Annotated in this window: 19 protein-coding genes and 3 tRNA genes; 15 read left to right on the plus strand and 7 right to left on the minus strand. The window is 58.7% G+C overall.

The window, feature by feature from the left end; genetic code table 11:
- Positions 1 to 12: 12 nt before the first annotated feature.
- Both C1N84_RS03045 and C1N84_RS03050 read left to right on the plus strand, forming a co-directional pair.
- Complete coding sequence (locus tag C1N84_RS03045; protein ID WP_166711096.1) at positions 13 to 996, plus strand: nucleoside hydrolase; 984 nt, start codon at positions 13 to 15, stop codon at positions 994 to 996.
- Positions 997 to 1,225: 229 nt separating this feature from the next.
- Positions 1,226 to 2,446 carry an MFS transporter gene (locus tag C1N84_RS03050; RefSeq protein ID WP_021506769.1) on the plus strand — a complete coding sequence of 407 codons (1,221 nt, stop codon included), beginning with the start codon at positions 1,226 to 1,228 and terminating at the stop codon, positions 2,444 to 2,446.
- On the opposite strand, the gene C1N84_RS03055 is transcribed toward C1N84_RS03050, so the two are convergent.
- The 3 genes from C1N84_RS03055 to C1N84_RS03065 all read right to left on the minus strand — a co-directional run bounded on the left by C1N84_RS03055 (position 2,443) and on the right by C1N84_RS03065 (position 5,038).
- On the minus strand, positions 2,443 to 2,907 hold the full coding sequence (locus C1N84_RS03055; protein ID WP_058757173.1) for a YbaK/EbsC family protein: 465 nt from the start codon (positions 2,905 to 2,907) through the stop codon (positions 2,443 to 2,445). The genes C1N84_RS03050 and C1N84_RS03055 overlap by 4 nt on opposite strands.
- A gap of 95 nt (positions 2,908 to 3,002) precedes the next feature.
- A complete protein-coding gene (gene fhuF / locus C1N84_RS03060) occupies positions 3,003 to 3,797 on the minus strand; it encodes a siderophore-iron reductase FhuF (protein WP_222951628.1) in 795 nt (264 codons plus the stop codon).
- A 146-nt stretch (positions 3,798 to 3,943) separates the two neighbouring features.
- Positions 3,944 to 5,038, minus strand: a complete 1,095-nt coding sequence (locus C1N84_RS03065) for a GGDEF domain-containing protein (RefSeq protein ID WP_021506772.1) — start codon at positions 5,036 to 5,038, stop codon at positions 3,944 to 3,946.
- Positions 5,039 to 5,267: 229 nt separating this feature from the next.
- On the opposite strand from C1N84_RS03065, the gene C1N84_RS03070 reads away from it, so the two are divergent.
- Entirely contained in the window at positions 5,268 to 5,552 is a 285-nt protein-coding gene (locus tag C1N84_RS03070; RefSeq protein ID WP_058757170.1) for a DUF1435 domain-containing protein, read from the plus strand.
- Between the two features lie 89 nt (positions 5,553 to 5,641).
- On the opposite strand, the gene C1N84_RS03075 is transcribed toward C1N84_RS03070, so the two are convergent.
- The 4 genes from C1N84_RS03075 to rsmC form a co-directional block, all read right to left on the minus strand.
- Positions 5,642 to 5,728 (minus strand) — tRNA-Leu (locus C1N84_RS03075).
- 28 nt (positions 5,729 to 5,756) lie between these two features.
- Positions 5,757 to 5,843: transfer RNA gene (locus tag C1N84_RS03080), tRNA-Leu, on the minus strand.
- A 31-nt stretch (positions 5,844 to 5,874) separates the two neighbouring features.
- Positions 5,875 to 5,961: transfer RNA gene (locus C1N84_RS03085), tRNA-Leu, on the minus strand.
- Between the two features lie 144 nt (positions 5,962 to 6,105).
- Positions 6,106 to 7,137 carry a 16S rRNA (guanine(1207)-N(2))-methyltransferase RsmC gene (gene rsmC, locus C1N84_RS03090; protein ID WP_058776440.1) on the minus strand — a complete coding sequence of 344 codons (1,032 nt, stop codon included), beginning with the start codon at positions 7,135 to 7,137 and terminating at the stop codon, positions 6,106 to 6,108.
- A gap of 106 nt (positions 7,138 to 7,243) precedes the next feature.
- On the opposite strand from rsmC, the gene C1N84_RS03095 reads away from it, so the two are divergent.
- The 12 genes from C1N84_RS03095 (at position 7,244) to tssC (ending at position 20,854) form a co-directional block, all read left to right on the plus strand.
- Entirely contained in the window at positions 7,244 to 7,654 is a 411-nt protein-coding gene (locus C1N84_RS03095; protein ID WP_264441987.1) for a DNA polymerase III subunit psi, read from the plus strand.
- Positions 7,626 to 8,066 carry a ribosomal protein S18-alanine N-acetyltransferase gene (rimI, locus tag C1N84_RS03100; protein WP_058776442.1) on the plus strand — a complete coding sequence of 147 codons (441 nt, stop codon included), beginning with the start codon at positions 7,626 to 7,628 and terminating at the stop codon, positions 8,064 to 8,066. Before C1N84_RS03095 ends, rimI begins: the two co-directional genes overlap by 29 nt.
- Positions 8,067 to 8,086: 20 nt before the next feature.
- Entirely contained in the window at positions 8,087 to 8,767 is a 681-nt protein-coding gene (yjjG, locus tag C1N84_RS03105; RefSeq protein ID WP_021506777.1) for a pyrimidine 5'-nucleotidase, read from the plus strand.
- A gap of 865 nt (positions 8,768 to 9,632) precedes the next feature.
- Entirely contained in the window at positions 9,633 to 10,229 is a 597-nt protein-coding gene (locus C1N84_RS03110) for an SH3 domain-containing protein (RefSeq protein WP_031279568.1), read from the plus strand.
- 22 nt (positions 10,230 to 10,251) lie between these two features.
- Complete coding sequence (tssJ, locus tag C1N84_RS03115) at positions 10,252 to 10,749, plus strand: type VI secretion system lipoprotein TssJ (protein ID WP_021506780.1); 498 nt, start codon at positions 10,252 to 10,254, stop codon at positions 10,747 to 10,749.
- 8 nt (positions 10,750 to 10,757) lie between these two features.
- Positions 10,758 to 12,098, plus strand: coding sequence for a type VI secretion system baseplate subunit TssK (gene tssK, locus C1N84_RS03120; RefSeq protein WP_058771443.1), 1,341 nt, complete (start codon positions 10,758 to 10,760; stop codon positions 12,096 to 12,098).
- 19 nt (positions 12,099 to 12,117) lie between these two features.
- Positions 12,118 to 13,359, plus strand: a complete 1,242-nt coding sequence (locus C1N84_RS03125; protein WP_021506782.1) for a DotU family type VI secretion system protein — start codon at positions 12,118 to 12,120, stop codon at positions 13,357 to 13,359.
- A gap of 3 nt (positions 13,360 to 13,362) precedes the next feature.
- Entirely contained in the window at positions 13,363 to 16,992 is a 3,630-nt protein-coding gene (tssM, locus tag C1N84_RS03130) for a type VI secretion system membrane subunit TssM (RefSeq protein ID WP_264441988.1), read from the plus strand.
- A 14-nt stretch (positions 16,993 to 17,006) separates the two neighbouring features.
- A complete protein-coding gene (gene tagF / locus C1N84_RS03135; RefSeq protein ID WP_021506784.1) occupies positions 17,007 to 17,720 on the plus strand; it encodes a type VI secretion system-associated protein TagF in 714 nt (237 codons plus the stop codon).
- A 17-nt stretch (positions 17,721 to 17,737) separates the two neighbouring features.
- A complete protein-coding gene (gene tssA, locus C1N84_RS03140; RefSeq protein WP_058780967.1) occupies positions 17,738 to 18,748 on the plus strand; it encodes a type VI secretion system protein TssA in 1,011 nt (336 codons plus the stop codon).
- 79 nt (positions 18,749 to 18,827) lie between these two features.
- Positions 18,828 to 19,355, plus strand: a complete 528-nt coding sequence (gene tssB, locus C1N84_RS03145) for a type VI secretion system contractile sheath small subunit (protein WP_150361261.1) — start codon at positions 18,828 to 18,830, stop codon at positions 19,353 to 19,355.
- Positions 19,356 to 19,357: 2 nt separating this feature from the next.
- Positions 19,358 to 20,854 carry a type VI secretion system contractile sheath large subunit gene (gene tssC / locus C1N84_RS03150; protein WP_021506787.1) on the plus strand — a complete coding sequence of 499 codons (1,497 nt, stop codon included), beginning with the start codon at positions 19,358 to 19,360 and terminating at the stop codon, positions 20,852 to 20,854.
- Positions 20,855 to 20,965: the final 111 nt, after the last annotated feature.

Consider the following 20,965-nt stretch of genomic DNA (forward strand, 5'->3'; position numbering starts at 1 on the left):
ATATATAACATTATGAAAAGACTAATTATTGATTGTGATCCGGGGAATGGTATTGCTGGCGCTAACACCGATGACGGGCTGGCACTGGCCTTAGCGCTGGCGTCACGCGCGCTGGCCGTTGAGCTGATCACCACCGTGAGCGGCAACACGCCGAGCGCGGTGGGAGCGCGGGTGGCTAAAGATCTGCTGCAGCGGCTCGGACTGAACATTCCGGTAGTGCAGGGCGCGCTGCAGGCGCTGCGCGAAGATCCGGCGCCGTGGCGCGCGCGGCTGGATAACGTCGCCGACCCGGCGCTGGGCGAACTGTGGCGCGGCGTGCGTCAGCCACAGACGGTGGCAGCGGACGGCAACGATGCGGCGGGCGTGATGGGCCAGCTGATTTGCGACAATCCCGGCGAGTTTACGCTGGTGGCGATTGGCCCGCTGACCAATGTGGCGCAGGCGCTGCAGCGCTATCCGCAGATGGCGGATTGCGTAGCGGAGATCGTCATCATGGGCGGCGTATTTGCGCTGGATGACTACATCAAAGACACCAATTTTGGCCTCGATCCGGAAGCGGCGCATCAGGTGCTGCACAGCGGCGCCACCATCACGCTGGTGCCAATGGATGCCACCACGCAGACGCTGCTGACCCATCAGGATCTCACGCGCCTGACCGCCTGCGATCATCCACTGCCGCAGTTTGTGCGCGAAACGCTGCGACCGTGGATTGATTACTCCATCCGCACCCGCCATCTGCCGGGTTGCTGGATCCACGATGCGCTGGTCATTGCCTGGCTGCTCAACCAGCGCGTGGCGGACGGCGTGGATTATCACGTCGATATCGAGCTGCGTCCCGGTGCCACGCGCGGCAAGACCTGGCGCTACCGCACGCCGCTGCGGCTGGACGTCGGCGTGCCGGCGGACGCGGGCGCGCTGGTGCATGTGATGCAGAACGTAAACAATCCGCTGCTGCTGGAAGTGATTGAGCAGACGTTCAACGGATTGAAACGCTGAGATTTTGCTGCGGCGCGCGGTCTCCCGGCCGGAGTACCGTGCGCCGCTTTCCTGCCGACACGCTTCCTTACATCGCGAATCACTCGCTGACAATTCCCCGCCGCGCGGCGCCTTTCTGACATGCTATATACAAATGGTTAACACAATAATAACCAGTGCAACCATTCGCTGGATAACGTTCCAATAAAAATCTGGCCGCGAGCCGGAAGCAATCAGACAGGATACCCTTATGTTTAACTGGACTGCGACCCAGCGCAACGTGGCTTTCGCCAGTTTCGCCAGCTGGACGCTGGATGCGTTCGACTTCTTTATTCTGGTGTTTGTGCTCAGCGATCTTGCGCGCTACTTCAACACCAGCGTCTCCGATGTTTCCATTGCCATTATGCTGACGCTGGCCGTACGACCGGTGGGCGCATTGATCTTTGGCCGGCTGGCGGAAAAATATGGCCGCCGGCCGATCCTGATGCTCAACATCGTGCTGTTTTCGCTGTTTGAATTGCTGTCGGCATGGTCACCCAACTTTGCTGCCTTCCTGACCTTCCGCGTGATTTACGGCGTGGCGATGGGCGGTATTTGGGGCGTGGCCTCTTCGCTGGCGATGGAAACCATTCCCGACCGTTCGCGTGGCCTGATGTCCGGCATCTTCCAGGCCGGTTATCCGTGCGGCTATCTGCTGGCGTCGATAGTGTTTGGCCTGTTCTTCGAACAGGTGGGCTGGCGCGGCATGTTCCTGATTGGCGCGCTGCCGATTCTGCTGCTGCCGTTTATCTATTTTAAAGTGCCGGAATCGCCGGTATGGCTGGCGGCGCGCGAGCGTAAAGAGAATCACGCGCTGCTGCCCATCATCCGCCAGCACTGGAAAATCTGTATTTACATGGTGCTGCTGATGGCCTGTTTTAACTTCTTCAGCCACGGCACGCAGGATCTCTACCCGACGTTCCTGAAAGTGCAGCACCAGTTTGACGCCCACACGGTGAGTATTATCGCCATCGGCTATAACATCGCGGCGATGCTCGGCGGCATTACGTTCGGCTCGCTGTCCGAGCGCATCGGGCGTAAAAAAGCCATCATGCTGGCGTCGTTTCTGGCGCTGCCGGTGCTGCCGCTGTGGGCGTTCTCCAGCGGTTCCTGGGCGATTGGTATCGGCGCGTTCCTGATGCAGTTTATGGTGCAGGGCGCATGGGGCGTGGTGCCGACCTACCTGACCGAGCTGGTGCCGGCCAATGCGCGTGCGGTACTGCCAGGCTTCGTTTACCAGCTGGGGAATTTAATTGCTTCGGTCAACGCCACGCTGCAGTCACGCATCGCCGAAGCCCACGGCGGTAACTACGGGCTGGGCATGGCGATTGTCGCCGGCACGGTGGCGGTGCTGATTTGCGTGTTCGTGGCGTTTGGCCGCGAGACGCGCGGCATCGAAATATCCGGGGCGGTGGCGAAAGAGACGCGTTAACGCGCTTCGCAGACGTCAATCCATTTCGCCGCCGTGAGCTCAGCCATGCGCTGCGGCGAAATGCGCACCGCGCTATGAATCGAGCCGGCCGCAGGTAACACTTCATCGAAACTGCGCAGCGACACATCGCAATAGACGGTCAGCGGATTTTCCAGCCCGAACGGGCACACGCCGCCGACCGGATGGCCGGTCCAGTTCACCACTTCATCCACGCTCAGCATGCGCGCTTTTGCCCCGAGCGCTGCCTTCAGCTTGCGGTTATCCAGCCGGGCGTCGCCGCGTGTGACAATCAGCACCACGCTCTCTTTCACTTTCAGCGACAGGGTTTTGGCGATTTGCCCCGGCGTCACGCCATGTACGCGTGCGGCCAGTTCTACGGTGGCAGTGCTTTCCGGCATCTCGATGATGTCGATATCCGGTGCGTGTTCGGCAAAGAAGTGCCGTACCGACTCCAGGCTCATTTTTTTCTCCGGTAAAAACAGAGCGTAAAAGCTGCCATAAGGCGGGAAAGCTGTAAACGGGAGAAACGGAGAATCTGTAACAGAATACGCCGCGCTTACACGGCATTTAACGTGCAGTTACCGCAGCGTTCGACGTCCGGAATGCGATAGCGCTGGCAGCAGCTGCGGCGCTCCATCGCGCCGTTGCGCGGGATCATGGTGCGATACAGCGGATTATCACTGCCGTCGGACAGGGATTTGCTGAAAAACAGCGCCTGTTCCAGTTGATGCCGGGTAGCCGCAGGCAGCTGCTGCTGCAGTTCGCCGAGGAACCAGTAAAACGAGAAGCCTAAGTTGTTCCAGATTAGCCGCGCGTTGATGTCACCGTGCTGCGCCATGCCGTTGACGGCGGGGATCAGGCTGTGCTGAATCAGGCGTTCGATACGCTGCTGCGGAGTGAGATAGCGCGCATCCTCATCCTCCTGCACATCAATCCAGAAGGCGCAGGGATGGCCGTTTTCGTGGAACTCAACGTGGATGCGCTGCGGCGAGCAGTCGAGCGCGCGCGGCTCCTGCAGCAGCGCCAGCATTAATGGTGGCAGCAGCAGGCCAAAATACCACTGGGCCCACAGCGACTGCAGCGGTTTGGCTTCCTGCGGAACATCGGGATGGTGGCGATAGAGATAGTCGCTGTAGCGCTGCGTCAGGCGGCGATAGTGAAACGGTGTGGACCATTCGGCCAGCGTCAGGGTTCCTGCGGGGGCCGGCTGGCCCAGCTTCACGTTTTCCCGCATGTAGCTGCGCTGGTCGCACATCAGATCTTCCAGCGCGCTGGCTAAGCTGCGATCGCTCTGCATAAAGATCAGCGGATGCGCGCTAAAGCGATGATCCTGACGCGTGATGATGGCCATGCGGCTCCTGAGTGAAACGGGAAGCGAAAAACAAATGATAATCGTTCCCGATTCACTGAGCAAGATGCCAGCAGCGCTCACTGCCTGGCCACCGCGCATTTTGCGTGAAATCCCCCGGAGCGGGCGCGGCGTTGTCGCCGCACCGCTTACACCAGATCGCTGCTTACCGGCGCCAGCTTCGGTAAATCCTCCCACGCCAGAATGGTGTTACGTCCCTGATTCTTCGCCACATACAGCGCGCGGTCGGCGTTGGCCACCGCCTGGTCGAAGTCTTCTGCGAAAATCGGCGCGATACCGGCGCTGATGGTCACGTGGGTCGAGACTTTATCATTGAAGCGGTGGGGAATTTCCAGATCAACCACGTACTGGCGGATGCGTTCGGCCAGCTTCATGGCAATCGAGGCGTTAACGTTGGTCATCAGCACCAGAAACTCTTCGCCGCCGTAGCGCGTCACCACATCGCGCGAGCGCACCGCATCGCGAATCGCAACCGACACCCGCGCCAGCGCCTGATCGCCCATGGCATGACCGTAGTTATCGTTGTAGGCCTTGAAGTGATCGATATCCAGCAGCAGCACAAAGTGGCTGCCGGCATGATTTTCCATGATGGTATCCAGCCGGTTCTTCAGCCCGCGCCGGTTATACAGGCCAGTGAGCGGATCGAGCATGCTCAAATCGCTAAAACTTTGCTTCTCCTCATACAGCTGGCGCACCAGCCGCAGGGTGAAGGTGTCGAAGCGGCGGCGCATCAAGTGGTGCAGCGAGAAGCCGATCAGCGGCAGCGTAATGGTGAACAGAATGGTCATTAAATGCTGACCATCATCCAGTAACAGTACGGTTAATACCGGTGGCGTAATATGTAAACAGAACGCAAGCAAATAATCACTCAGGGCAATCGCGCTGATAAAAAATACGCTCAGCAGACTGATTATTAAAAAGCTACCGTCAAAATAAAACACCAGATGGTAACGATGATTGATATGCCAGGCCCATAGCGCGCCTAATAGCAATGCGACAGGATTTAATAACGGGAATTTTAGATTCGGCGCGATTAAACATAGCGCCAGCAGCGTGGTGCTAAAGCCCGCCACCAGCGTCACCGGCAGCGAATTGATGGGATTATCCGTGCCGAAAAACGGCAGCAGACAAAAAAGCGAAACGGCGACATTCAAAAACAAAAATAGCATCAGCGACAGCCGATACTTGCTGTGTTTCAACTCATCATAAGATTGTAATTTCATTATTATTACTCGTGACAGCCCTGAAATATCAAAGCGCTACCCGCAGGAAATAATCCCACAACGCGGATAGTGAGCACGTTTTTGCTGTGTTATCAAAATAGTTATCGGCGGCAATCTATCATTTTCCAGTAATTCTGTCATCCGGCGCGGGCAGGGCAAAAAATTCGCTGCAAGATGAGAAGTATTGTCATATGATAATAGGAATATTTATCATTTGAAGGGTTGCGCGATGATCATGGCGATGATGGCCGCCTGCGGCTTGTGGGGCGTAAGCTGGGTGATGGGAAAACGTCTGGATAGCGGATGGGGCGTATTGCTGCCCTGTGCGGCCATGCCGGTGTTTGCACTGTGGGAGCCGAGTTTCAGCCAGTGGCGCTTAGTGATGATCGTTGCACTGCTGCTTACCGTGGTGATGCTGTTCCACCATCGTCTGCGTCATTATCTGCTGCTGCCTTCCTGCCTGGCGCTGGCTGGCGGTCTGGCGGCTATCTCAGTGAATTTTCACGTCATTTAACGGCGAGCAGAAACGACAATATCACGCAAAGGCGTGATAGCAGCGGTAACAATCAATAGGGATGTACTGCAGAAGAAGTGTGACAACGTTGGTGCGAAGAGAGGGACTTGAACCCTCACGTCCGTAAGAACACTAACACCTGAAGCTAGCGCGTCTACCAATTCCGCCACCTTCGCATCGTAGTTGTCTGTTTATATCACCGCATGGTGCGAAGAGAGGGACTTGAACCCTCACGTCCGTAAGAACACTAACACCTGAAGCTAGCGCGTCTACCAATTCCGCCACCTTCGCGCAGTGCACGCGATATAAACTCTGTGATTATTGGTGCGAAGAGAGGGACTTGAACCCTCACGTCCGTAAGGACACTAACACCTGAAGCTAGCGCGTCTACCAATTCCGCCACCTTCGCCTGCCTGCAATACATTACAGTATTGCTAACCACGGAGGCGCATTTTAGAGATTTTACTCATTGCGTCAACACATATTTTGCGACGGTGAAACGACTGCTGCAAAAAGCAACGTTTTCCCCGTCGCATCGCGGGTTCTACTACGCTTAGCGCGCTTTCGCGCCACGGCCATATACGGCGCGATACACTTTGAAGCGGCCGGTCTGCGCCAGCACTTCATGGTTACCGAAGGTTTCATCCAGCACCTGCGGATAAGGCAGGAAGGCGTTGGCCACGATGCGCAGCTCGCCGCCGCTGTTAAGATGCTTCACCGCACCGCGAATCAGCGTGTGGGCGGCATCAAGGCTGGTTTGCAGACCGTCATGGAACGGCGGGTTAGAGATGATCAGATCAAAACGGCCGCTGACGTCTGAGAACACGTTACTGGCAAACACTTCGCCTTCCAGACCGTTAGCGGCCAGCGTGGCTTTACTCGCCTCGATGGCGGCGGCGTGCACATCGCACAGCCACAGCCGGACTTTCGGCGAATGCTGCGCCAGCGCGGCGGCTAATACGCCACTGCCACAGCCGATATCCAGCACTTTGCCTTTGGTGTGCGGCGTCAGCGTGGAAAGCAGCAGATCGCTGCCGATATCCAGCCCGTCGCGGCTGAACACGCCCGGCAGGGTATGAATGGTGAGATCGTCCAGCTGATAGCGATTGCCGAACGCGCTGGCGTCAAAGCTGGCCTGCTGCGTCAGCTGACCGTGATACAGCCCGCAGCGGCGCGCGCTGTCGATCTTCTCCAGCGTGGCCCAGCTCTCCAGCATGCCTTCAGCGCTGCGCACGCCGCTGCGGTTTTCACCGACGACAAAAATATCGCAGCCCAGCGGCAGCAGCGACAGCAGGTTTTGCAGCTGGAATTGCGCTTCCGGTTTGTTCTTCGGCCAGAAATAGACCAGCGTGTCGCAACCGGCTACGTCGGCCGCACCGGCCACCAGCCCGTACACTGCCCGTTCACCGAGGCGGCGGCTGAGGTTCTGCCAGTGATGGTACTGCTGAGTGTGCACGCGGCTCGACGCGGTCTCCAGCTGGGCGGGCAGGTCATCCTGCAGGTCGCCGGCGAACAGTACGTGGCGGGCGGTAAATTCATCACTGTGGCGCAGAATCACTTCGCTGGCCGGGGTAAAAGCAGACATGGAACGCTCCTGTTAAATCAGAGCGGCGATTATAGTGCTTTGTTGGCGCATGTTCGATGGGTTTGCTAGCATAGCGTCGCATTCTGGCAGGATTACAGGTAACAGCATGAGCACAAGGCGCGACTGGCTTCTACAGCAAATGGGGATTACGCAGTATCAGCTGCGACGTCCGCGCGTGCTGCAAGGCGAAATTGCCGTCACGCTAACGCCGGACACGCGGCTGGTACTGGTCGCTGAGCAGGCGCCGGATCTGCAGGAGCCGCTGGTGCGCGACGTTCTGCGGACGCTGAGCATTCAGCCGGGGCAGGTAATGACGCTGACGCCAGAACAGCTGCCGATGCTGCCAGAGCAGGTCGACTGTGCTGGCTGGCTGCTGGGCGTGACCAGCGATCATCCTTTTAACGGCATCACGTTCACCAGCGCCGTTTTCAATGAATTAATCGGCAGCGGCGCGGCCAAACGCGCGCTGTGGCAACAGATGTGTAACCATGACAGCCATCTCTTTCATCACCCCTGATTTACAGCCGCGGCTGCTGGAGATCGAGCGCCGCGCGCATGCGTTTCCGTGGAGCGAGCAGACCTTTGCCAGCAATCAGGGCGAACGTTACGTCAATCTTTGCCTGCACGCGGACGGCCAGCTGGCCGGCTTCGCCATCACCCAGGTGGTGCTGGATGAAGCGTCGCTGTTCAACATCGCGGTCGATCCCGCGTTCCAGCGCCGCGGCTATGCGCGTCAGCTGCTACAGCAGCTGATTGCCGAACTGGAGCAGCGTGCGGTGATGACGCTGTGGCTGGAGGTACGCGCCTCCAATCAGCCCGCCATTGCGCTGTATCAGCAGCTGGATTTTCATCAGGTCAGCGTGCGGCCAAACTACTATCCCACCGCCAGCGGGCGCGAGGATGCCATCATCATGGCGCTCACGCTCTGACGTTATTCAAAAGGGGCACTATGTTAAACGACTGGGACTGCATCCTGTTCGATGCGGATGACACACTTTTCCACTTTGACGCCTTCGCCGGCCTGCAGCGCATGTTTGCCAGCTACGACGTGCACTTCAGCGATCAGGATTACGCTGATTATCAGGCCGTCAACAAACCGCTGTGGGTCGATTACCAGAACGGCACTATTTCAGCGTTACAGCTCCAGACGCGCCGCTTCACGCTGTGGGGCGAAAAACTGCGCGTGGCGCCGGAAGTGCTTAACAGCGACTTTCTTAATGCGATGGCCGAGATCTGCCTGCCGCTTGATGGCGCAGCCCGCCTGCTGGATACGCTCAAGGGCAAGGTAAAAATCGCCATCATCACCAACGGTTTTACGGCGCTGCAGCAGGCGCGCCTTGAACGCACCGGTTTCCGTGACTACTTTGACGCGCTGGTGATCTCCGAACAGGTGGGCGTACCCAAGCCGGACGCGGCGATTTTTGACCATACGCTGCAGCTGCTGGGCAATCCCGATCGCCGCCGGGTATTAATGGTCGGCGACACGCCGGAATCGGATATTCTCGGTGGTATGAATGCCGGCGTGAAAACCTGCTGGATCGATCACGGCACGCGTCCGCTGCCGGCGCACATCACGCCCACCTGGCAGGTGAAAACCTTGCCTGAGCTGCAATCTATTCTGACTGCTTAACAATCCCGATACCTGCTATTTTAGCGAATTAAACCAGCCTGGTCCGCCTGGCTGGTTTTTTTCACTGCCAGTTTGTCTTTATCACCCCTTTTTCACCGCCTGCCTGGGTTTTATCGCGCGCAGACAAAATGCGTGCCGCTCAGCGCCATTTTTTTTATGACAATTTTTAATGATCGCGCGAGCAAAATTTCATCTTTCATTTACAATCTTTCACAGTTTTAATGGATTGCTAAGAATAGTCTTAGGTTTACGGGCAAAAGTGACGCAAATTTGCATTAAAAATATTTGTTAACCTTTACTGAACTAATTTCCTCTGCTAGCGGCGCGTTGAAATTTTGTCAGGCTTCTGTAAACTTCCGTCAGACATTAACAAATGGATTGTGATTGCATGCTCACGGGCAGGTTTTACCTGGCTCGTGCGGTAGCTATGATGTTTCCAGTCTTTTATATGTTGTTGATATATCTCAATAAATAGCAATACTGTCAGCGAATGCCGTAAGTTGTTGCTGTTATCCTCTTAATCGTTACCGATTAACCAGATTCATTGAACGTGATAGTTTTTAACCCAGGGATGGCATAAGAGAAACCGAGGTTTGGCTGTGGCCGACCCCTTCGCTTAGCAAAAATTGATCATGTTGCTGATCGTTTGTGAAACGATCAGAATTCTTCCGACATCATCCCTGTCACTAATGTTGCATTTTTAATACTTAATTCAGACTGATCAATTTTTGCCTCGCTGGCGCGATGCGTTAGCCACACTCATTAAAGGGTCAACTTTTTAACTGGTACTGAATCGACGCCGGCTCCCGCCGTGCGCACGGTTCATTTTGCTCTTAACCGGCCTCTGGCCACTTTTTAGGCGTTAATGGAACTAAACATGAAGAAAATGGTGAATCTCCGTATGGCGTTGGGCCTGATGTTTGTTTTCGCAGTGGCTGGCTGTAAAGCACCGCCAAAGATGACAGACGACACTATTGTCAGCAGCACCGTTGACGGCGTCACGCTGTCGCACCGTTATGCCGTCCAGCCGCCGGCACAGTTCAGCCCGGTGAACGAGGCTTATCGCGCGCTCTATCCGGCTTCGATCATGACCCGCCCCAGCTTCGGCGGCAAAGTGGTGGATACGCTGAAAAGCGGTGAAACCTACACCGTGATTGGCCAGGTTGAAAACAACTGGCTGGCACTTGGCGAGTCGGCGCAGGCCGCAGACGAAGCGCAGCCTGAGACTGCACCGGCCGATGATAAAAAAGCGCAGCAGCCGGCGGCTCAGCCTGCGGTACAGCTGATCGGTTATGTCCCGTTCCGCGCGGTGGTGAAAAGCGCGCTGTATGAGCAGACCATCAAAGCGGACCAGCCGAAGCGTCGCGCCCGCGCCAGCAGCAAGAAAAAGACCTGCGTCGCGGTGGATGGCGACAGCAAAGCGTGCCAGAACAGCAACAGCGGCACCTGGATCATCAACTAACACGGTAAGCAGGGAGGGCTGAATGATGACGATGATTTCTCTCCGCCGCGCCGGATTACTGCTGCTGGCTTGCCTGCTGGCCGCCTGCAGCAGCAACAGTCCGGCGCCGGTTGCACGCTACAATCTCGACTTTCAGGCGCATCCGCAGATCAACGCGGGTGCGCCGCTCAAAGTCCGGGTGATGTTGCTGACCTCCGATGCGGAATTCATGTCCGCTGATTTCTACTCCCTGCAGAACCAGCCCGCCACCGCGTTGGGCAGCACGCTGCTCAACAATCAGCAGTTCTTCCTGATGTCAGGTCAGCTGAGTAAAACCCTCAGCGCGAAAAGCCTGCCGGAAGCGCGCTTCATCGGCATCATGGCCGAGTATCAGGCGCTGGACGGTAAAGTCTGGCGCCTCGCGCTGCCCTTCCCGGATGGCGACGACAGCGCATTCTGGCAGTTCTGGAAAAATAACGATGGTGAGTTGAATGCCCGCGTCGTGGCGGATATCAACGGCCTGCGCGTGGTTAAGCAGTAAGGATGCCTATGAACCGAGCCGAAAAGGTTGTCTGGACCGAGGGGATGTTCCTGCGCCCTCACCATTTCCAGCAGTCGGAAAATTTTCTACACAGCACCCTGCGCGAGTGGGGGCAGTCGCAGCGCGCCTACACCTGGGGTTTTTTTGATCTCGAATTTGATGAAGCGCTGCTGCGCCAGGGAAAACTGGCGCTGAGTGCCGCCAGCGGATGTCTGCCTGACGGCACCTTTTTCTCTTTCAGCCAGCCACAGCACGGTCCGGCCCCGCTGGATCTGCCGGCGAATGTCGATCGCAGCAAAGTGGTGCTGGCGATCCCGGCCCGGCGCAACGGGCGCGAAGCGGTGGCGTTTCAGGAGACGCAGGATTCACTGGCGCGCTATCTGGCGTGGGAAGCCGAAGTCGAAGATGACAACGCTCAGGCGGTCGGCGCTGCCACCGTTCAGTTCGGAAAACTGCGCCTGCGCCTGATGCTGGAACAGGATCTCACCGCGGAGTGGACGGCGATGGGCGTGGCGCAGGTGATTGAAAAACGCAGCGATAACCACGTGCGCCTCGACACCGATTACATTCCGCCGATGCTGACGCTCAACGCCAGCCGGCCGCTGCAGAGCATGCTCAATGACCTGCACGGCCTGATTCAGCAGCGCAGCCAGCAGCTGAGCCAGCGCACGCCGGGTACCGGCCGTTTTAACAGTGCCGACATGGTCGATTTTATGCTGCTGACCTTACTCAACCGTCAGCTTGGCCTGCACGCGCACTTACAGCATCTGCCGCTGCTGCACCCGGAAACGCTCTACAGTCACTGGCTGCAGCTGGCCGCTGAATTGAGCAGCTGGATGCCGGCGCGCACCCCGGACGCGCTGCCGCTGTATGACCATGACGATCTGTACAGCTGCTTTACCCGCTTAACGCTGCTGCTGCGCCAGGGACTGTCGCAGGTGATGGAAGAGAGCGCCATCCAGCTGCCGCTGACGCAGCGCTCGCACGGCCTCAACGTGGCCACGGTGCCGGAAAGCAGCATGGTGCGCGAGTTCGGCTTTGTGCTGGCGGTCAAAGCCAGCGTGCCGGCCGAGGCGCTGAAAACCCACTTCCCGGCGCAGATGAAAGTCGCGCCCGTCACCAAAATCCGCGATCTGGTGCAGCTGCAGCTGCCGGGACTGGCGCTGAAAGCCATGCCGGGCGCGCCGCCGCAAATCCCGTGGCATGCCGGCTACAGCTATTTCGAGCTCGATAAGAACAGCGAGCTGTGGCAGGAGATGGAGCGCTCAGGTGCCTTTGCGTTGCATCTGGCCGGTGAGTTTCCGGGCCTGAACATGGAGTTCTGGGCCATTCGTAGTCAGTCAGAATAATCAAAACTGAGCACGCCGCATGATGCAGGAACAACAGAAACCGAACAGTGACGTCACACAGCAGGATGTCAGCCATCAGAATGTGCTGGTCGCCGCGGCGAATCCGCTGATTAACGCGATCCCGCAGATTCGCCACTCCGTCTCGCACGACGATCCGGCGCGGCTGCGCCAGCAGCTGATCGATCAGATCCGTCGCTTTGAGCTTAGCTGCCAGCAGTCGGGGCTGAGTTATGAAGTGATCGTCGGCGCGCGCTACTGCCTGTGCACCGCGCTGGATGAAGCGGCGGCGCTGACGCCGTGGGGCAGCCGCGGCGTGTGGACCAGCAACGGCCTGCTGGTGACGTTTCACAATGAAACCTGGGGCGGTGAGAAGTTCTTTCAGCTGCTGGCCAAGCTGTCGCAAAATCCGCGTCAGCACATCCTGCTGCTGGAGCTGATCTATTTCTGCCTGCTGCTCGGCTTTGAAGGGCGCTACCGCGTGCTGGATAACGGGCGTTCGCAGCTGGAAACCATCAAACAGCGTCTGCTGCAGATGATCAAAAGCGTGCGCGGCAGTTACCCGGCGGCGCTGTCACCGCATCCCACCGATCAGCCGGTGCTGCGCAAGCTGTGGCGGCCGATGATTCCACTGTGGGCCTGTGCGGCGGTGGCCGGCTTTGCTGCCTGCCTGTTCTACATCGTTCTGAACTGGCGTCTCGGCGACTACACCTCGCCGGTGCTGGCCAGCATCTATCAGACCGCGCTGCCGGAAGTCAAAATCAGCAATCCGGCACCGCCGCCGCCCGCCACGCTGAACCTGAAAGCGTTCCTCAAGCCGGAAATTGATGCCGGCCTGGTGGCGGTGCGCGATGAAGCCGACCAGAGCGTGGTCACCCTGAAGGGCGATGGCCTGTTCGCCTCGGCATCCACCGAAGTGCGTGGTCGCTACGATGCGGTGATTCAGCGCATTGCCGCCGCGATGAATAACGTCAGCGGGAAGATTCTGGTGATTGGCTACAGCGACAACGTGCCGATTCGCAGTGCCCGCTTCGCCTCCAACTATGAACTCTCGCTGGCGCGCGCGCAGTCGGTGCAAACCCTGCTGCAGCAGCAGCTGGCACAACCGTCGCGGGTTAAAGCCGAAGGGCGTGGCGAAAGCCATCCGCTGGTGCCGAACACCAGCGCGGAGAATCGCGCCCGCAACCGTCGCGTAGAAATTACTCTGCTGGTCGCGCCGGATGCGACGCAAGCGGAACTCAACGGCCTGGCGAGAGGGAACTAATCCATGCTGAATATGCTTTTTGCGGTGCTGACCAGCCGCCTCGCCTGGGGTTTTGTCGGCATTACCGCGCTCTCCTTTATCATCTGGGTGATTGGCCCGGTGTTTTCCATTGTCGACTCGCGGCCGCTGGAGCCAGAGCAGAACCGTATTATCAGTATTGCGCTGCTCTATCTGGTGTGGGGGCTGAGCCAGGCGATTCCGCGCCTGTATAACTTCTGGCTCAACCGCAAACTGATGTCGAGCCTCGAAACCAGCAAAAGCGATGCGCCGGAGCAGGACCGCAAACGCCTGACCAATGAAGAACAGGTGCTGGCGAGCCGTTTCTCCGAAGCCACCGACATGCTGAAAAAAGCGCACTTTCAGCGCGCCAGCAGCAAGGGCGCGCCTTTCTGGGCGCAGCGCTTCAGCCATCAATACCTCTACCAGCTGCCGTGGTACATGATCATTGGCGCACCGGGTGCCGGTAAAACCACCGCGTTGGTCAACTCCGGGCTGCAGTTCCCGCTGGCGGACAAGTTCGGCAAAGCGGCGCTGCGCGGCATCGGCGGCACGCGCAACTGTGACTGGTGGTTCACCAACGAAGCGGTGCTGCTGGATACCGCTGGCCGCTATACCACCCAGGAAAGTCAGCAGGAGCGCGACGCCAGCGAGTGGCATCACTTTCTCGACCTGCTGCGCAAATATCGCGGCCGTCAGCCCGTCAATGGCGTGATTGTCACGCTCAGCGTCTCCGATTTACTGACGCAATCGCCGGAAGCGCAGCGCAATCAGGCGATCGCACTGCGTCAGCGGCTGATGGAGCTGCACGATCGCCTTGGCATTCGCTTCCCGGTTTATGTGCTGGTCACCAAAACCGACCTGCTCAAAGGTTTCCGCAGCTACTTCGCTTCGCTGGATAAAACCCAGCGCGAGCAAATCTGGGGCTTTACCTTCCCGTGGGCGCAGGCATCGACCGCAGAGTTTGAGCTCAACAGCCAGTTTCAGCAGGAGTATTCACTGCTGCAGCAGCGTCTGGATGCCGGTATGGCCGATACGCTGCTGGCGGAAAGCGATGCGCAGGCACGGGCGGAGAGCTATCTGTTCCCGCAGGAGTTCGCCGCGCTGCGCCCGCTGCTGGCGGAGGCGCTGGATACGCTGTTTGCCCGCTCTGATTTCGAAACCCAGTTCGCGCCGCGCGGTATCTATTTCGCCAGCGGTACTCAGGAAGGGCTGCCGTTTGACCGCGTGATGGGCGAGCTGAGCCGCGCCCTGCATCTGCCGGGACAGCGCAGCGGCGAGTCCGGCAGCTGGGACCAGGTCGACAAAGAGTCACCGATCCCACCGAACAAAGGCCAGAGCTTCTTCCTGAAAGGCGTGCTGGAAAATGTCATCTTCCAGGAGTCGGGCCTGGCGGGCAGTAACCGCTGGTGGGAGCTGCGCAATCGCGCCGGATTGTGGTCCGGCTATCTGGCGCTGCTGGTGCTGGTACTGATTGCCGGAGCGCTGTGGCTCACCAGCTACAGTAAAAACAAAGCCTATTTGCAGGAGATGGCGGGTAAAACGCCGCAGGTGGAACAGCTGGGACAACAGCTGGAACGCCAGGGCAATGGCGATCTGTTTGCGCTGGTGCCGTATCTCAACACGCTGCTGCAGCTGCCGAAAAGCGCCGACTTCTCGCTGGAAGATCCCCCGCTGACGCGCCGCATGGGGCTGTATCGCGGTACCGAAGTCAGCGACGCCACGCGCACCCTGTATGACAAAGCGCTGAAACAGCTGCTGCTGCCGCAGGTGGCGCAAAACATCACCCGCTGGCTGCGCAACGACAACGGCAGCGATGCGGATTACAGCTACGAAGCGCTGAAAGCTTACCAGATGCTGTATCAGCCAAAACATTATGACGGCAAATTCCTGCATGCCTGGCTGATGCTGAATATTAGCCGCGAACTGCCGCAAAACGTGACGCAGCAGGAAGTGAAACAGCTGGCGTGGCATCTGCAGCAGCTGCTGGAGACACAGATTCAGTCCTCGCCGTACGCGAAGGATGACGCGCTGGTAAAGCGCGAGCAGGCGCTGATTAATCAAATGCCGCTGTCGCAGCGCGTCTACGGACGTCTGAAGCGCCTGCTGCAGCGTGACGGCAGCCTGCAACCGGTCACCCTCGCGGCGCTGGGCGGGCCGCAGAGTGAGCTGGTGTTTTCACGCAAAAGCGGCAAATCGGTCAATGACGGCGTGGCCGGCCTGTTCACGCCAGACGGTTACTGGCAGCACGTCGATAAACAAATCGCACCGGTCACGCAGGCGCTATTCCAGGATGATGTCTGGGTGCTGGGCGGCGTTGCGTCGCCGGAGAACAGTCAGCAGACCGATCTCGCGGTACGCCAGCTCTACGTGCAGGATTACATCCGCCAGTGGGAGCAGTTCCTCAGCGATATTCAGCTCAACAGCAGCGCGGATTTGTCGCAGCGCATCAACACCGCACGTCTTCTGTCGGGCAACCACTCGCCACTGCGCCAGCTGGTGGTTAACCTTAGTAAGCTGCTGACGCTGAACCGCGCACAGCCGGATGAGCAAAGTACCCAGGCACAGCCGGCGACGGGCAACAGCGCCACGCGCACTTTAGAAGCGCTGTTCAGTTCCTCCAAAGCCAGCGCGGCGCTGGGCCAGGGCGCAGCCCAGCAGGCACCGGAGCAGGCGGTGGCGGTGCACTTTGCGCCTGTGCTGGAGCTGGCACAGCCGCTGCAGCAGGGCAGTAAAGTGCTGGCGGTGGATGATTTTCTGCATCAGATCGACGATCTCTACCGCTATCTGACGGCGGTGCAGGACGCCGCCAATAGTGGCATGCCGCCGCCTTCCGGCGATGCCATCAGTCGTCTGCAGGCCAGCGCCGGTCGCTTACCGGGTTCGCTGCAGAATATGGTTTCCAGCATGGCCGTGGGCGCCAGCAGCGATGCACAGCGCCGCGATATGGATAACGTGCGCAAGCGCATCACCATGGAAGTGGGCAGCTTCTGCCGCCAGGCGATTGCCGGCCGTTATCCGCTGGTGCGCAATGCGCGCAGCGAAGTGACGCCGGACGATCTGGCGCGCATGTTCGCGCCGGGCAGCGGGCTGATGGACAGCTTCTTCCGCGACAATCTGGCCAGCAAAGTGGATACCACCAATACGGCGTGGCGTTTCACGCCAGGTATCGACGGCAAAACGCTACCGGGCGGTGAGGCGCTGCTGCGTCCGTTCCAGCAGGCGCAGTCGATTCGTGATGCCTTCTTTGCTAACGGGGCGACCACGCCGTCGTTCCGCGTCACGCTGCGTACGGTGAAGATGGATAACGACATTCTCAACCTGACGCTCGACGTCGATGGCCAGATTCTGCGTTACAGCCACGGCCCGCAGGCGGTGCAGATGGTGAGCTGGCCCGGACCGGGCGGCACCAGCCAGGTGCGGATGCAGCTTGGCCTGACCAACGGCACCACCTCAACGCTGGTGACCAGCGGTCCGTGGGCGCTGAACCGCTTCTTTGATCGCGCTCGTTTGACCGCGGTCGGTGGCCTGACCCGCGAGGCCAGTTTTAACGTCGATGGCCATCAGGTCACGTTGTCGTTCACCCCTGGCAGTATTCGTAACCCGTTCCAGCTTCCCGGCTTTAGCTGCCCCTGAAACAGGACCTGATAATGACTCATTACGCAGCACCCGGCTGGTACGGCAAATTGCCCAGCTCGGGTGACTTTGTGAAGCGACGCTTCCCCGATGTGCTGTACCGGCAGTGGTCGAACTGGTTTCAGGTCGGACTGCATCACTGGCAAACCAGTGAAGAGAGTAAAAACGCCCCGTCGCGCGCCTTTCTCAAAGCGCCGGTGTGGAATTTTGTCGTGCCGCCGATGCTCGGCAGTCAGCTGATTCAAATGGGCTGCCTGATTGCCGCCCGCGACAGCGTCGGCCGCAACTATCCGCTGTGCGCGCTGCGCCATTTTACGCCTGCCGAGTGGTCACCGGCGCTGCTGGCCCGCTCGGGCGAGTGGTATCAGCAGGTCGGCAATATGCTGCTGCGCGTGGTGCAAAACGGCGGTACGCCAGAGCAGCTCGACCAGGCGCTGCTGAGCATTCCGCAGCCCCAGCAGCCGCAAACTGACGGCGAACAATCGGACATTTTACAGGTGATTGGCGACGGCGAGCCGTCGACGCTCAACTGGAAACTGCCGGGTGACAGCTTCGACCCGCAGTTTTACACCAGCTTCTGGTGGACAAACCAGAGCGACGGCTTCCCGCTTTACACCCAGGTGCACAGCGGCAACTTCACCGCACAGCTGTTCTCACTGCTGTTCGACCCGGCCGGCGGGGCAAAACCCGGACGAAACGGACTTTATCCTCCGATGTTTGAATCCTGAGGCCAACCGCTATGACGATGAATATTGACGCGCTGCTGGCGCCGGTCAGCAGTGATAACCCCTGCGGCGACAACCTGGAGTATCACGCGGATTACCAGGCGATGGAGCAGGCCAGTACCGGTAAAGCCGAACAGCAGTTTGGCGAGACCATTATCCCGGCTGAATCTGCGGACTGGAATAAAGTCGAAAAGCTGGCGATTGACTTGCTCAGCCGCAGCAAAGACCTGCGAGTGATGTTAGCGCTTACTCACGCCTGGACCGAGCTGAAAGGGCTGCCGGGCTATGCGCAGGGGCTGAAGCTGATTGAGCAGGCGCTGCTGCTGTACTGGGAGCCGCTGTGGCCGCGACTGGAAGAGTACGGCGAACAGGATCCGTTTTACCGCATCAACGCGGTGGCGCTGCTGGGCGATAAATCAGCGCTGAGCAGCGCGGTACGCCAGAGCTGGCTGCTGCGCTACGCCTCGGATGGCATCACGCTCCGCGATGCCGCAGCGCTGTGCGACGGCAGCAAGACCGAAGTCGCGGACTATCCTGGCGGTCTGCCGCGCCTGACCGATGAGCTGGCGCGCGGCGAGCAGCCCGGTATTGAAGCGGTGCTACAGATAAGTGAGCGTTTGCAAACTATTACCGAAACCCTGACCGAACAGCTGGGTGAAGCGGCGGTGCCGGAGCTGTCGCAGCTGCGCAGGCAGATCGCTATGATCGCCGAACGCTGTCAGGCCACTGACCTCAGCACGCTGCAGCCGGCCGTGGTAACAGAGCCGCCGCCGGAACCGAGCGTCGCCGCGCCCGCAGCAGCGGTTCGCACGGCTGACTGGCGCAGCGTGCAGCTCAGTTCGCGCGCCGATGCGCAGCTGATGCTGGAGAAGGTGAAGCACTACTTTGCTCAGCACGAACCCAGCCATCCGGCACCGCTGATGATCGACCGCGTACAGCGGCTGATTGAGCTCGATTTTATGGACATCATCCGCGATCTGGCGCCAGACGGCGTGCATCAGCTGGAAAATATCTTTGGACGCCGCGACTAAGCGAGCGTAACAACTCAACGCAGCGAGACCTGCGCGCCTCCTGCGAAACTTTACCCGCGCACCCTTAATGGAGAAAACCATGGCACCAACGAAATCCAGTGGGCAGAAGTTCATTGCCCGCAATCGCGCGCCTCGCGTTCAGATTGAATACGACGTGGAAATTTATGGCGCGGAACGCAAAATTCAGCTGCCGTTTGTGATGGGCGTCATGGCGGACCTGGTCGGTAAACCACTCGAGCCGCAGGCGAGCCTTGATGAGCGTAAATTCCTGGAAATTGATATCGATAACTTCGATGAGCGCATGAAAGCGCTGAAGCCGCGCGCGGCGTTTCAGGTGGATAACACGCTCAACGGCGAAGGCAAACTTAACGTCGAACTGACCTTTGAGAGCATGGACGATTTCTCACCGGATGCGATTGCCCGTAAAGTCGAACCGCTGAGCAACCTGCTGGAAGCGCGTACCCAGCTTTCGAATCTGCTGACCTACATGGACGGCAAAAACGGTGCGGAAGAGCTGATCGGTAAGATTCTGCAGGATCCAACGCTGTTGAAAGCGCTGACCCACCTGCCGAAGCAGGATGCAAACGCTGAAGGTAAGGAGGAGTAATCATGACCCAGTCTTCGCATCAGCAGCAACAGGGCGCCTCGCACTACAGCGAGAATGAACTCAGCGCCCTGCTGAACAAAGAATTTCGTCCAACCAGCGATCAGGCGCGTGCAGCCGTCGAAAGTGCCGTGAAGACGCTGGCGCAGCAGGCGCTGGAAAACACCGTCACCATCTCGAATGATACCTATCGCACCATCCAGGCGCTGATCGCTGAGATTGACGACAAGCTGTCACAGCAGATCAACCAGATTATTCATCATGAAGAGTTTCAGCAGCTGGAGAGCGCGTGGCGCGGTCTGAGCTACCTGGTGAATAACACCGAAACCGACGAGATGCTGAAAATCCGTTTCATGAGCATCTCCAAGCAGGAGCTGGGACGCAGCCTGAAGCGTTTTAAAGGCGCTGGCTGGGATCAGAGTCCGCTGTTTAAGAAGATTTATGAGCAGGAGTACGGTCAGTTCGGTGGTGAACCGTTTGGCTGCCTGGTGGGCGATTACTATTTCGATCACAGCCCGCAGGACGTGGAGCTGCTGGGCGAAATGGCGCGTATCAGCGCGGCGGCACACTGCCCGTTCATCACCGGTACCGCGCCGACCGTCATGCAGATGGAGTCATGGCAGGAGCTGGCGAACCCGCGCGATCTGACCAAAATCTTCCAGAACACCGAATATGCCGCCTGGCGCAGTCTGCGTGAATCGGAAGATGCCCGTTATCTCGGCCTGGTCATGCCGCGCTTCCTGGCGCGCCTGCCGTATGGCATTCGCACCAATCCGGTGGATAGCTTTGATTTTGAAGAGCAGACCGATGGCTCAAATCACAACGGCTACACCTGGAGCAACGCCGCCTACGCCATGGCAGCCAACATCAACCGCTCGTTCAAAGAGTACGGCTGGTGCACCGCGATCCGCGGCGTCGAGTCTGGCGGTGCGGTTGAAAACCTGCCGTGCCACACCTTCCCGAGTGATGACGGCGGCGTAGACATGAAATGCCCGACGGAGATTGCCATCAGCGATCGTCGTGAAGCCGAGCTGGCGAAAAACGGCTTCATGCCACTGGTGCACCGCAAAAACTCCGACTTTGCTGCCTTTATTGGTGCGCAGTCGCTGCAAAAGCCTGCGGAATACCATGATGCCGATGCGACCGCCAACGCACGTCTGGCTGCACGCCTGCCGTATCTGTTTGCCTGCTGCCGCTTCGCGCACTACCTCAAGTGCATCGTGCGCGACAAGATCGGTTCATTCCGCGAGCGTGATGAAATGGAGCGCTGGCTGAACGATTGGGTGATGAGCTACGTCGACGGCGACCCGGCGAACTCGTCACAGGAAACCAAATCGCGTAAGCCGCTGGCTGCCGCCGAGGTGAGCGTGGAAGAGCAGGAAGATAACCCGGGCTACTACGCCGCGAAATTCTTCCTCCGTCCGCACTACCAGCTGGAAGGCCTGACGGTGTCACTGCGTCTGGTATCGAAACTGCCTTCACTCAAATCGAATGAGAATTGATTAACTGCATCAGGCCGTCATGTATGGCGGCCAGAATGCTCACAAAGCTTTGCAGTTACCGTGCAGACGCAAAACGCTTATTTGCGAGCCGGCTCCACGTTTCGATATTAA

It is taken from the genome of Pantoea sp. SGAir0418 (assembly GCF_043529865.1).

Excerpts from the sequence above, each read along its gene's own strand:
- C1N84_RS03045 (WP_166711096.1), top strand. The coding sequence starts at position 13 with ATGAAAAGACTAATTATTGATTGTGATCCGGGGAATGGTATTGCTGGC.
- C1N84_RS03050 (WP_021506769.1), top strand. The coding sequence starts at position 1,226 with ATGTTTAACTGGACTGCGACCCAGCGCAACGTGGCTTTCGCCAGTTTC.
- C1N84_RS03055 (WP_058757173.1), bottom strand. The coding sequence starts at position 2,907 with ATGAGCCTGGAGTCGGTACGGCACTTCTTTGCCGAACACGCACCGGAT.
- fhuF (WP_222951628.1), bottom strand. The coding sequence starts at position 3,797 with ATGGCCATCATCACGCGTCAGGATCATCGCTTTAGCGCGCATCCGCTG.
- C1N84_RS03065 (WP_021506772.1), bottom strand. The coding sequence starts at position 5,038 with ATGAAATTACAATCTTATGATGAGTTGAAACACAGCAAGTATCGGCTG.
- C1N84_RS03070 (WP_058757170.1), top strand. The coding sequence starts at position 5,268 with ATGATCATGGCGATGATGGCCGCCTGCGGCTTGTGGGGCGTAAGCTGG.
- rsmC (WP_058776440.1), bottom strand. The coding sequence starts at position 7,137 with ATGTCTGCTTTTACCCCGGCCAGCGAAGTGATTCTGCGCCACAGTGAT.
- C1N84_RS03095 (WP_264441987.1), top strand. The coding sequence starts at position 7,244 with ATGAGCACAAGGCGCGACTGGCTTCTACAGCAAATGGGGATTACGCAG.
- rimI (WP_058776442.1), top strand. The coding sequence starts at position 7,626 with ATGACAGCCATCTCTTTCATCACCCCTGATTTACAGCCGCGGCTGCTG.
- yjjG (WP_021506777.1), top strand. The coding sequence starts at position 8,087 with ATGTTAAACGACTGGGACTGCATCCTGTTCGATGCGGATGACACACTT.
- C1N84_RS03110 (WP_031279568.1), top strand. The coding sequence starts at position 9,633 with ATGGAACTAAACATGAAGAAAATGGTGAATCTCCGTATGGCGTTGGGC.
- tssJ (WP_021506780.1), top strand. The coding sequence starts at position 10,252 with ATGATGACGATGATTTCTCTCCGCCGCGCCGGATTACTGCTGCTGGCT.
- tssK (WP_058771443.1), top strand. The coding sequence starts at position 10,758 with ATGAACCGAGCCGAAAAGGTTGTCTGGACCGAGGGGATGTTCCTGCGC.
- C1N84_RS03125 (WP_021506782.1), top strand. The coding sequence starts at position 12,118 with ATGATGCAGGAACAACAGAAACCGAACAGTGACGTCACACAGCAGGAT.
- tssM (WP_264441988.1), top strand. The coding sequence starts at position 13,363 with ATGCTGAATATGCTTTTTGCGGTGCTGACCAGCCGCCTCGCCTGGGGT.
- tagF (WP_021506784.1), top strand. The coding sequence starts at position 17,007 with ATGACTCATTACGCAGCACCCGGCTGGTACGGCAAATTGCCCAGCTCG.
- tssA (WP_058780967.1), top strand. The coding sequence starts at position 17,738 with ATGAATATTGACGCGCTGCTGGCGCCGGTCAGCAGTGATAACCCCTGC.
- tssB (WP_150361261.1), top strand. The coding sequence starts at position 18,828 with ATGGCACCAACGAAATCCAGTGGGCAGAAGTTCATTGCCCGCAATCGC.
- tssC (WP_021506787.1), top strand. The coding sequence starts at position 19,358 with ATGACCCAGTCTTCGCATCAGCAGCAACAGGGCGCCTCGCACTACAGC.